Source organism: Diaphorobacter ruginosibacter (assembly GCF_040396215.1).
GTDB classification, from domain to species: domain Bacteria; phylum Pseudomonadota; class Gammaproteobacteria; order Burkholderiales; family Burkholderiaceae_C; genus Diaphorobacter_A; species Diaphorobacter_A ruginosibacter_A.
In genome coordinates, this window is the sequence record NZ_JBEBOW010000126.1 from 1 (window position 1) to 11,070 (window position 11,070).

General features: G+C 68.4%; 10 protein-coding genes and 1 pseudogene. 3 read left to right on the forward strand and 8 right to left on the reverse strand.

Annotation, left to right across the window (positions count from 1 at the left end):
- Positions 1-234 (forward strand): annotated as a pseudogene (locus ABWP92_RS14040) (DMT family transporter); the annotation flags it as partial.
- A gap of 27 nt (positions 235-261) precedes the next feature.
- Complete coding sequence (locus tag ABWP92_RS14045) at positions 262-756, forward strand: glutathione peroxidase (protein WP_353236016.1); 495 nt, start codon at positions 262-264, stop codon at positions 754-756.
- 12 nt (positions 757-768) lie between these two features.
- Here the strand turns inward: ABWP92_RS14045 and ABWP92_RS14050 are convergent, their stop codons facing one another.
- Entirely contained in the window at positions 769-1,608 is an 840-nt protein-coding gene (locus tag ABWP92_RS14050; protein WP_502907542.1) for a ProQ/FINO family protein, read from the reverse strand.
- A 302-nt stretch (positions 1,609-1,910) separates the two neighbouring features.
- Between ABWP92_RS14050 and ABWP92_RS14055 the strand changes: the two genes are divergently transcribed.
- Entirely contained in the window at positions 1,911-4,187 is a 2,277-nt protein-coding gene (locus tag ABWP92_RS14055; protein WP_353236018.1) for a molybdopterin-dependent oxidoreductase, read from the forward strand.
- Positions 4,188-4,217: 30 nt separating this feature from the next.
- Here ABWP92_RS14055 and glcF read toward each other — a convergent pair whose 3' ends face one another.
- The 7 genes from glcF to ABWP92_RS14090 all read right to left on the reverse strand — a co-directional run.
- Positions 4,218-5,462 carry a glycolate oxidase subunit GlcF gene (gene glcF, locus ABWP92_RS14060; protein WP_353236019.1) on the reverse strand — a complete coding sequence of 415 codons (1,245 nt, stop codon included), beginning with the start codon at positions 5,460-5,462 and terminating at the stop codon, positions 4,218-4,220.
- Between the two features lie 47 nt (positions 5,463-5,509).
- Complete coding sequence (gene glcE / locus ABWP92_RS14065; protein WP_353236020.1) at positions 5,510-6,640, reverse strand: glycolate oxidase subunit GlcE; 1,131 nt, start codon at positions 6,638-6,640, stop codon at positions 5,510-5,512.
- A 108-nt stretch (positions 6,641-6,748) separates the two neighbouring features.
- Positions 6,749-7,270, reverse strand: a complete 522-nt coding sequence (locus ABWP92_RS14070; RefSeq protein WP_353236021.1) for a hypothetical protein — start codon at positions 7,268-7,270, stop codon at positions 6,749-6,751.
- 152 nt (positions 7,271-7,422) lie between these two features.
- On the reverse strand, positions 7,423-8,385 hold the full coding sequence (locus ABWP92_RS14075; protein WP_353236022.1) for an SMP-30/gluconolactonase/LRE family protein: 963 nt from the start codon (positions 8,383-8,385) through the stop codon (positions 7,423-7,425).
- A 191-nt stretch (positions 8,386-8,576) separates the two neighbouring features.
- Positions 8,577-9,986, reverse strand: a complete 1,410-nt coding sequence (amt, locus tag ABWP92_RS14080; protein WP_353236023.1) for an ammonium transporter — start codon at positions 9,984-9,986, stop codon at positions 8,577-8,579.
- Positions 9,987-10,039: 53 nt separating this feature from the next.
- Positions 10,040-10,378 (reverse strand): P-II family nitrogen regulator, encoded by a 339-nt coding sequence (locus ABWP92_RS14085; RefSeq protein WP_353236024.1) that lies wholly within the window; start codon positions 10,376-10,378, stop codon positions 10,040-10,042.
- 74 nt (positions 10,379-10,452) lie between these two features.
- Positions 10,453-11,070: TorF family putative porin (locus ABWP92_RS14090; RefSeq protein WP_353236025.1), on the reverse strand; the 618-nt coding region annotated here is incomplete at its 5' end.

The following is an 11,070-nucleotide window of genomic DNA, read 5'->3' on the forward strand; positions in this document are numbered from 1 at the left end:
CTGGCGCTGGGCAACTGGGCGCTGCAATATGGCGCATCGCGGCTGGCCGCGTCCGTCACCGCCGTGGTCATGCTCAGCGAGATCGCCTTTGCCAGCGTATCCTCGGTGCTGCTGGGCGCCGCGCGGCTGGACTCGCGCAGCCTCCTGGGCGGCGCGCTCATCCTCTCGGCGGCGGCCTGGTCGGCATGGCCCCGGCCACGCAGCGCGGATCCGGCGCCCCGGCGCGATCAATGACCACTGACCACGACAGGACGGCAGAACATGGGCTCTCTCGATGATTTCCAGGCCGCGCGCATCGACGGCTCCGTCCTGCGCCTGTCGGACTACCACGGCCAGGTGCTGTTGATCGTCAACACCGCCAGTGCCTGCGGGTTCACGCCGCAGTTGGCCGGACTTCAGGCGCTGCACGAAAAATACGCGGCACGAGGATTGGTGGTGATCGGTTTTCCCTGCAACCAGTTCGGCAGGCAGGATGCGGGCAGCAACCAGGAGATCGGCGACTTCTGCCGGACCCGCTACGGCGTCGGGTTCACGATGATGGCCAAGGTCGATGTGAACGGGCCGAAGGCCATTCCGCTGTTCGAGTGGCTCAAGCAACAGGCTCCGGGCGTGCTGGGCACCCGGAGCATCAAGTGGAATTTCACCAAATTCCTGATGGGCCGCGACGGCCGCGTGATCGCACGGTACGCGCCGCGCACCCGGCCCGCGCGGCTCCAGGCGGACATCGAGGCGGCGCTCGCGTCCTCCAGCGCCTGATGACTGCCGGACTCAGCCGCGCAGGCGTCTTGCGCGATCGAGCTGCTGCGCGACCTGACGCGCGGGCATGCCATACATATCGGCAAAGGCTTCCACGCTGGCCGCGCCGCTGGCTTCGAAGGCCCGCAAGATGGCCTCGTCCCTGGCATTGCTGGCGGACACATCGGCCAGCGCCTCGTCGAGCAGGGCATTGGTGGCTTCGTCGCGGCCGCGCACCAGCTCCAGATAGGCCTCGCGGCTCAGCCCCGACGCCTCGAAGGCGATGGCCATGCGGCGGCGCAGCTTCTGCGCGAGGTCTTCGCCATCGCGCGGCCTGCGGCGGCGGAACACCTCCACCAGCGCATGGAACACGTGCTCGGGAGCCATCTGCTCGACCACGTTGCCCGCCAGATCATGGCGCGGCTGGCCTTGCGAGACCGCCTGCAGATAGCGCGACGAGCGCGTGTGGATGCCCAGCGCCAGCTTCAGGTCGGCGGGGGTGAACACGCCGGGCTGCGCGGCCTCCAGGTCCTGGAAGATCCCGCGCTTGAGCGGCTTGGGCTGTTCGCCGAAAAGCTGCGGATACAGCGCCTGCAATTGCAGCAGGGCGGGGTTCTGGCGGCGCTGCTGCGAGCGCTGCGGCGCTTCCTCGGGCCTGGCCGCCGCCGCACCGTCCTGCGCGCGCGGCTGATGGCGGCCCGCGCCGCCCCGGCCTCGGCGGTTGCGCGCCGGCTTGGCGCCGCCCTCGGGCCGCTTCTTTTCCTCGGACTGAGGGCTGGCCGCAGCGCCTTGCGGGGCCGGGACGTCCGGTACGGCAGCGGCGTGCTCGGCGCTCGGTGCGGAATTTTCGGCTTCAGTCACGGGTGAGTTCATGTGCAATCCATCGCCGCCCCACGCGGGCGTGCGCCAGTCAAAAACCCATGATCATGCCATCGTCCGCGACCCCACGGGTATTTTTCGGTTTCAGCCTCACGCGAAACCCACGCGGCGGGGGGTGCAACGCGGCGGCCCCTGCAAGAAAACGCATTCCGTCCTATGCTGTGCGCCGGGAACGTACTGGAACATCGGGCGAATCCTCCGGACATCGTTCCAAAATATGAAACAACGCCTACCCGCAGAGACAAAGAGGTGATACCCCCATGCTGGTGAAAGAGACAAAGGCGCCGCCGGCGCCCATGCAGCCCCACAGCGCACACTGGGGCGCTTTCAGCGCAAGCTGGAACGGCAGCGAGCTGAATGTGCTGCCCCATCCGGCCGATCCCGATCCCAACCCCATCATCGACAATCTCAAGGACGCGCTGCGCCACCCGATCCGGGTCGCCCGCCCCATGGTGCGCAAAGGCTGGCTCGACAAGGGCCCCGGCCCGGACGCGCGGCGCGGCAGCGACGAATATGTGGAGATGCAGTGGGACGAGGCGCTCGACCGCCTGGCCGCGGAGCTGCGCCGCGTGCAGCAGGCCCATGGCTGCGAGGCGATCTTCGGCGGATCCTACGGCTGGTCCAGCGCCGGCCGCTTTCATCATGCGCAAAGCCAGGTCCACCGTTTTCTGAACGTCGCTCTGGGCGGCTACGTGCGCTCGGTCAATACCTACAGCGCGGGCGCCGCGGCGCCCATGCTGCCGCATGTGATCGCTCCGATGGAGCAGGTGGCACGCCAGAACGTCACGCTGGAGCAACTGGCGGAGCACACCGAGATCGTGCTGTCCTTCGGCGGCATGGCGCTGAAGAACTCGCGCGTGGCCTCGGGCGGCATCAGCCGCCACACCGAGCGCTGGGCCATGGAAACCGCCGCGCGGCGCGGCTGCCGGTTCATCAACATCAGCCCGCTGCGCTCGGATCTGCCGCCTGAAATCAACGCCGAATGGATCGCGCCGGTGCCCATGACCGACACGGCGCTGATGCTCGGCCTGGTCCATCAACTGCTGACGGACGGCACCCTGGACCGCGGCTATATCGACCGCTACTGCGACGGCTGGAGCACCTTCGAGGACTATCTCACGGGCCGCGGCGACGGCGTCGCCAAGGACTGCCGCTGGGCCTCGCGCATCTGCGACGTGCCTGCCGAGCAGCTCGTGGCGCTCGCCCGCTCGCTGGCGGGCAAGCGCGTGCTGGTCACGGTCTCGCATTCGCTGCAGCGCTCCGAGCACGGCGAGCAGCCGGTGTGGATGGGCGCGGTGCTGGCCGCCGCGCTGGGCCAGCTGGGCCTGCCCGGCGGCGGCTACAACTATGCGCTGGGCACGCTCGCGCACTACGGCAGGCGCAACAACGCCACGCCGGTCGCGCCCCTGCCGCAGGGCAGCAATGGCGTGAAGGCGTTCATTCCGGTGGCGCGCATCGCCGACATGCTGCTCAATCCCGGCCAGCCGTTCGACTATGACGGCCAGCGCATGATCTATCCGCACATCCGCCTGGCCTACTGGGCGGGCGGCAATCCATTCCATCATCACCAGGACCTGCGCCGGCTCTCCAGGGCGTTCCAGGCGCTGGACACCTTCGTCATCAACGAAAGCGTCTGGACCCCGACCGCGCGCCATGCCGACATCGTGCTGCCATCCACGCTCACGCTGGAGCGCGACGATATCGGCGCCACCGCCACCGACCCGCTCGTGATCGCCATGAAGCGCGTGGCCGAGCCCTACGCCGAAGCGCGCGACGACTACACCATCTTCAGCGACCTGGCCGAGCGCCTCGGCCAGCGGCAAGCCTTCACCGAGGGCCGCGACGCGCGCGCGTGGCTTGCGCATCTGTATGAGCATACGCGCCGCGGCCTCGAGAAGATGCAGCTTCCCGCGCCCACCTTCGAGCAATTCTGGGAGCAGGGCGAGCTGCGCATTCCACAGCGGCCCGACGACGGCGGCATCCTGCGCGCATTCCGCGACGACCCCGACAATGCGCCGCTTCCCACGCCAAGCGGCAAGGTGCAGATCAGCTCGGAGAAGGTCGCCAGCTTCGGCTACGCGGATTGCCCGGGCCACCCCGCATGGCTCGCGCCCCGCTTCGCGCCGACCGCGCAGCACCCGCTTTGGCTGATCGCCAACCAGCCCTACACCAAGCTGCACAGCCAGCTCGACTTTGGCCGCTACAGCCTGGACAACAAGCGCAACGGCCGCGAGATCTGCCAGTTGCATCCCGAGACGGCGGCGGCGCGCTCCATCAAGGAAGGCGACATCGTGCGGCTGTACAACGAGCTGGGCGCCGTGCTGGCGAGCGCGCGCCTGAACGCGGACATGCGCAAGGACGTGGTGCAGTTGCCCACCGGCGCGTGGTATGACCCGAGGCCCGACGGCACGCATGGCGCGATGTGCGTGCACGGCAACCCCAACATCGTCGTGCGGGACGTGGGGACTTCATCCCTCGGACAAGGCTGCGGCGGTCAGATCAGCACGGTGCAGATCGAGCGGTTCGACGCGCCGCTGCCGCCCATCCGGGCGTTCGATCCGCCGCTGATCTGACACAGCGCCGCCCGCGGCGGCGCGGCGCGCTCAGGCCAGCGCCTCGTCCAGCACCTCGACCCAGTGCCGCACCGGCACGTCGGTGCCCGATTGCAGGTGGGAGATGCAGCCGACATTGCTCGACAGGATCACCGCGGGCTTTTCGCCCGCGCAGGCCTCGTCCATGGCCGCGAGCTTGCGCGCCTTGAGCGTCATGGACAACTCGGGCTGCAGGATCGAATATGTCCCCGCCGACCCGCAGCAAAGATGCGACTCCGTGCGGGACGTGAGCAACTGGAAGCCGAGCCGGTTCAGATCGCGCTCCACCACGCCCTTGAGTTTTTGCGCATGCTGCAACGTGCAAGGCGGGTGATAGGCCAGCTTGCCCTTGATCTTCACGCGCCCCTGCAGCTTCTCGGCCAGCTCCGGCAGCATTGCCGGCAACAGCTCGCTCAGATCGCGCGCGATGGCGCTGACGCGCCTGGCCTTCTCGGCGTATTGCGGATCGTCCTTGAGCGCATGCGCGTAGTCCTTGACCATCGCGCTGCAGCCCGATGCGTTGACCACGATGGCCTCCGCCTCGCCCGAGGACACCATGGGCCACCAGGCGTCGATGTTGCGGCGCATCTGCACGCGGGCGCCCTCCTGGTCGTTCAGGTGGAACTTCACCGCTCCGCAGCATCCCGCATTGCCCGCGATCACCGTCTGGATGCCCGCGGCGTCCAGCACGCGCGCCGTCGCATAGTTGATGTTGGGCAGCATGGAGGGCTGCACGCAGCCCGCCAGCAGCAACACCTTGCGCGCATGCTCGCGCGTGGGCCAGGCGCCATGCTCCGAGCGGGGCGGCACCTTGGCCTGGATGCTCCCGGGCAACAGGCCGCGAACCGACTGCCCCAGCTTCATCGCGGGCGCGAACAGCGGCGACGTGACGCCTTCCTTGAGCGCCCAGCGCTTGAGGCGCTCGCCCATCGGGCGCGGCACCTTCTCATCGACCACCTTGCGGCCGATGTCCAGCAGATGGCCGTATTGCACGCCGCTCGGGCATGTGCTCTCGCAGTTGCGGCAGGTCAGGCAGCGGTCCAGGTGCTGCTGCGTGGCGCGGGTCGGCTCCTTGCCCTCGAGCACCTGCTTGATGAGGTAGATGCGGCCGCGCGGGCCATCGAGCTCGTCGCCCAGTGTTTGATAGGTGGGGCATGTGGCGGTGCAGAAACCGCAGTGCACGCACTTGCGCAGGATGGCCTCGGCCTCCTGCCCGTGCGGCGTGTTCTTGAATTCGGGAGCTAGCTGGGTTTGCATGGCTTGCTTGTCTGTCCGTTGTACTGAGCGACTGGGGGAGCGCGGCCTCAGCCGCCCGTTCCCATGCGATGCGGCTGGAAGATGTCCGAAGGATCGAAAGACTGCTTCAGCCGCTGCGAGATCGCGGCCAGCGCGGGTTGCCGCTGCCCCTGCGCCGGCATCTCCAGGGTCACGCCCTGCGCCGGCGCGGCGAACAGCGTCGCGCTGCCGCCCGCCGCCTGCGCCAGGGCCTGCAGCGCCGTGCCGCATTCGGCGGGGGCCTGCACCCAACGCAGCGCGCCCTGCCATTCGACCAGCTCGGGCTCGATGCCCTGCGGCAGTCCCAGCGCCGGCGCCGTCTGCGCAACGGAAAGCCGCCACAGCGCGAGGCCGGGCCGCCCGGCGCGGTCGGTAAACCACGGCAGTGTGTGATCGCGGCAGGCATCCCAGTCGGCGGCGGTCTGCGCGGTGTCGAGGCGCTCGCCGCCCATGCCCGCGCATGCGGCCTCCACCGCGGCCTTCGCGCCGCGCAGGCGCACGTACAGGACGCCCCGGCCCTCGTCGCGCACCCAGCAGCTGGCGTTCAGCGGCAGGGGCTGCCCGCCCCAGGCATGCAGGCGCTGCAGTGCCGAGGACTGATCGCATTCGAGGCGCAGCGTCGCCTCGGCGGGTGCGACGGGCAGCACTTTCAGGCTCACTTCGGTGATCACGCCCAGCGTTCCCCAGGAGCCGGCCATGAGGCGCGAGACGTCATAGCCCGCGACGTTCTTCATCACCTGGCCGCCAAAGCGCAGCAATTCGCCCTTGCCGTTGATGATCTCGACGCCGAGCATATAGTCTCGCACCGCGCCCACGGTGGCGCGCGCCGGCCCGGAAAGGCCCGCCGCCACCATGCCGCCGACGGTGCCGCCGGCGGCGAACCGGGGCGGCTCGAACGGCAGGCACTGGCCGCGCGACGCCAGCAGCGCCTCCAGTTCGGCCAGCGGCGTTCCGCCGCGCACGGTCACCACCAGTTCGCTGGGCTCGTAATCCACCACGCCGCTCAGGCAGCGCATGTCGAGCACGTCCGCCTTGCTCAGCGCCACGGCGGGTCCGCCGACGAAGTCCTTGGTGCCGCCGCCGCGTATGCGCAGGGCGCGGCCTTGCCGCGCGCTCTCGCGCACGCGTTCGATGATCTGGGAAAGCGCTGCTGATTCCATGCGAGGATGGTAGCGCCCACGCCCGCCGGCCGGCCATCCGGGCTTGTGATTTTTTTGAAAAACTGATGTGAGGGTTTTGAGGTTTTGCTCTCAAAACAAGAGCAAAACCTAGCGATTCGCCCGGCGAAGATCCTCGCGCAGCATGTTGAGGGCCAGGTCCAGCTCCCGCATCAGCAGGCTGCGGCTGAGCTTCTGGCGCGTCTGGCCGCTGTGCCGCGCAGCGTAGACGGGATGGCGGCCCGCCGCCGCATCGCCGGACTCACGCAGCACGCTGACGGTGACCTGCAGATGGGTGCGCCTCGAATCGCGCTCCCGGGATGCGCCGAACGCGATCAGCAGCAGCGGCGACTCGGCGCGCTGCGCGGGCGTCAGCGTGGCCGCGTCCCGGACCAGGCGCACGTCCACTCCGCGCAGATAGACCTCCGCGCGGCGCGCAACCACCGCCTGAGTGATGCCCGCCGCCCCGGTTTTCTCATCGAATTCAGGCGCCAGCAGCACCAGCGCCTTCACGCCGCGCAGCGCCTGGGCGTCCCGATGGGCGGCATCCGGATTCGCCAGTGCCACGGCCGAGAACAACGCGAGCAGCATCGCGGCGAACATCCTGAAGAAAGCCCTGACGGAAATCTGCATCACATACCTCCACTCCCAGCAAAAACGCGGAGCCGCGCGCCATGGCGCGGCGACCACGGCGCCGCCCGCGCCGCTGCCTCCACTGTAGCCGCAAGCGCAATCCGCACCGAAAGACTCGTCTCGGCAGCGAAGAGCCGTTGCGCGTCTCGCGCCTATGCGCCGATCTCGCACCAGTTCACGGGCAGGCCCTCGGCGTGGACCGCGCCGCACAGCAGCATGCCCGACATCGGCCATTGAAGCAGCTCGTGCGCGGGCCGTCCCCGGCTCGCTGAAGTCACATAAAGCCGCGGCGCGCCGCCGCTCGCCAGGCAAGGCATGGTCGGACATGGCGCGGGAACCGGCAACTCGGCTGCCAGCGTGCCGTCCGGCGCAAGGCGCAGCACGCGCGCGCCCTCGTACATCGCGCACCAGTAATGGCCATCGGCATCGACCGCCGCGCCATCGGGCCGCCCGCCATAGCCCCCCATGCCCGGCTGCCATCCCTCGGGCCTGGCGGCGAACTGCCGGAACACGCGCGGCGCGCCCACCGGCTCGTGCCGGTCGTTGCAGTCCCACACGCGGATCACGTGCGCAGGCGTGTCGCTCCAGTACATGCGCGAGCCATCGGGCGACCAGGCCAGTCCATTGGCGGTGGCCACGCCGCCCAGCATCCGGTGGACGCTCACGCTCGAGGCAACGCGCACATCGACGCAGTACAGCCCCGCCACCGGCTGGCGCGCGCCGCTTGCGGGTTCATGGACGGTTCCCACCCAGAACCGCCCCAGCGCATCGCATTTGCCATCGTTGGCGCGCTGGGTCGCCGCATCCACCGGGAGCCGAGCCAGTTCGCGCAGCTCACCGCCCCACAGCGGCGCGTGGCAGATGCGCTCGCGCAAGGCCACCACCAGCCCCGAGGCCACGCCCCGCAGCTGCGCCGGCGCAATGCAGCCCGGCTCGCCGGGCATGTCCCAGCGCTCCACGCCCGCATCGCCGGGCCGCCAGCGCAGCAACGCGCGGCCCGCGATATCGACCCAGTAAAGCCGCTCCTCCTGCGGATGCCAGAACGGAGATTCGCCCAGTTGCGCCAGGGAACCGGGCAATGCAGTCCATGAAGCCGGGGAAACGGAAATGCTCATGCGCGGATTATTCCCGCTAAACGCGCGCCGCGATCAACGCCCTCTGGAACCGTCCCCCCATCCAGCGGGAGCGATCCAGCCGGGCAAAAAAAGAAGCCCGCAAATGCGGGCTCGAGATCCGGAGGAAAACTCGCCATCCGTGAAAAGAGAGGGAAGCCCGCGCCACCACGCCGGCCGCCCTCCCGCCAGGCTCAACGGTGGTATGCCGTCTCGCCGTGCGAAGTGATGTCCAGACCTTCGCGTTCCGCTTCTTCGCTCACACGCAGACCCACGGTCAGATCGGCCACCTTGTATGCCAGATAAGCCACCACGCCCGACCACACGATGGTGAACAGCACGCTCTTGACCTGCACCCACACCTGGTGGCCCATGGCGAAGTCTTCAGGCTGCACGCCGCCCAGGGCGGGCGCCGCGAACACGCCGGTCAGAACCGCCCCGATGATGCCGCCCACGCCATGCACGCCGAATGCGTCGAACGCATCATCCACCTTGAGCATGCGCTTGAGACCGCCCACGCCCCACAGGCAGACAATGCCGCAGACCAGGCCGATCACGATCGAGCCCATCGGACCGACGAAACCGGCGGCGGGTGTGACGCCGACCAGGCCCGCCACAGCGCCGGAGGCCGCGCCCAGCATGGAGGCCTTGCCCTTGTGCAGCGCCTCGCCCACCAGCCAGGACAGCGTGGCCGCGGACGTTGCGAGCACGGTATTCACGAAGGCCAGGCCGGCCACTGCGTTGGCGGCTCCGGCGGAACCGGCGTTGAAGCCGAACCAGCCCACCCACAGCAGCGAAGCGCCCACCATGGTCAACGTCAGCGAGTGCGGCATGAAGGCTTCCTTGCCGAAGCCGATGCGCTTGCCCACCATGTAGGCGCCCACCAGGCCCGCGACCCCCGCGTTGATATGCACCACGGTGCCGCCTGCGAAGTCGAGCGCGCCATCCGCCGCGAGCAGGCCGCCGCCCCAGACGATGTGCGCCATCGGCAGGTAGCTGAAGGTGAACCACAGCGCCGAGAAGACCAGCACGGCGGTGAACTTCATGCGCTCGGCGAACGAGCCCACGATCAGCGCCACGGTAATGGCCGCGAACGTGCCCTGGAAGGCCAGGAAGACGTATTCGGGAACGGTCGTCAGCGCGCCGAAGGTTTCCATGTTCACGCCCTTGAGGAACAGCTTGTCGAAGCCGCCGATGAACCGGCCCTCGCCCGAGAACGCCAGGCTGTAGCCGTAGACCGCCCACAGCACGGAGATCAACGCGAAGATCACGAACACCTGCACCAGCACCGACAGCATGTTCTTGGAGCGGCCAAGGCCGCCGTAGAACAGCGCCAGGCCGGGGATGATCATCAGGATCACCAGCAGCGTGGACGTCAGCATCCAGGCGGTGTCGCCCGAATCGATCTTGGGAGCCGGGGCGGCTTCGGCGGCGGGCGCTGCCTCGGCGGGGGCGGCGGTTGCCGAGGCAGCTGGGGCCGCAGTGTCCGCGGCAGCGGCCGCAGCCGCGACCGGCTCGGAGGCCGCCGGAGCCTGGGCCAGCGCAGCCGTGCCGCCGGCAAGCAGGCTGAAGCCCAGAAGGAGTGAAGCAAACAGTTTTTTCATGACAGAACTTCTCGGTGAATCAGGGGGTGAGGAATGAGCCTTCGGCTGGATGCTCAAAGCGCTTCATTGCCGGTCTCGCCGGTGCGGATGCGGATCACCTGCTCCAGAGGCGAGACGAAAATCTTTCCGTCACCGATCTTTCCGGTGCGCGCCGCGCCCTCGATGGCCTCGATGGCGCGCTCGACGATGGCATCGTCCAGCGCCGCCTCGATCTTCACCTTGGGCAGAAAATCGACGACGTATTCAGCGCCGCGATACAGCTCGGTGTGGCCCTTTTGGCGGCCGAAGCCTTTCACCTCGGTCACCGTGATGCCCTGCACTCCGATCTCCGAGAGCGCCTCGCGCACCTCGTCGAGCTTGAAGGGCTTGATGATTGCCGTCACCATTTTCATTGACTGGTCCTCCGAAAAGGGGCGCGTCCCGCGCCCGCTGATGTGTGAATGAATTGCCTTGCCGGCCGCCCGCCTTACAGCGTCTTGCTGATGGAGACGATCAGGCGGGCCTTGTTGGCATCGCCGAAATAGCCCTTCTTGGTCGCGCCCTGGATCGCGCCGTTGAGCACCAGGCCCGAGCCGAAGTCATAGGCCGCGCCCACGCTGTAGTCCACGTAGTTGGGCACGCCCAGGTCCTTGATGTCGCTTGCGAAGCGGGTGTAGCCCACCGCCGCCTTGAGCGTGGTGGCGGGCGCGATTTCATGGGCGAACGCCACGTTCAGGTAGCCGGTGTTGCGGCCCGAGAGGCTGGAGGACTTCGCGCCTGCCCAGCCGAAGTAATCATCGGAGACGGTGTGCGAATACTTCACGGTGACCGGCCCATAGGTTCCCGAGCCGTACAGCTCCGTCGTGTTGCCGCTGGAGTTGCCCGGATACACATAGGTCAGCGCGCCCACGTCCCAGTCCAGGCCGCCCGCCGCGAATTTGTAGCCGCCGTAGAAATCCACCTCGATGGAGTTGCCCGAGAGCCAGTCCACGCTGGAGTTCCAGTTGCCGACGTAGAAACCGCTCTCGCCGAACGTGTAGTCGAAGCCGCCCTGAATGGCCGGATTCACCGCCTTGATGCGGTTGACGTCCTGGTCCTGGCCGCG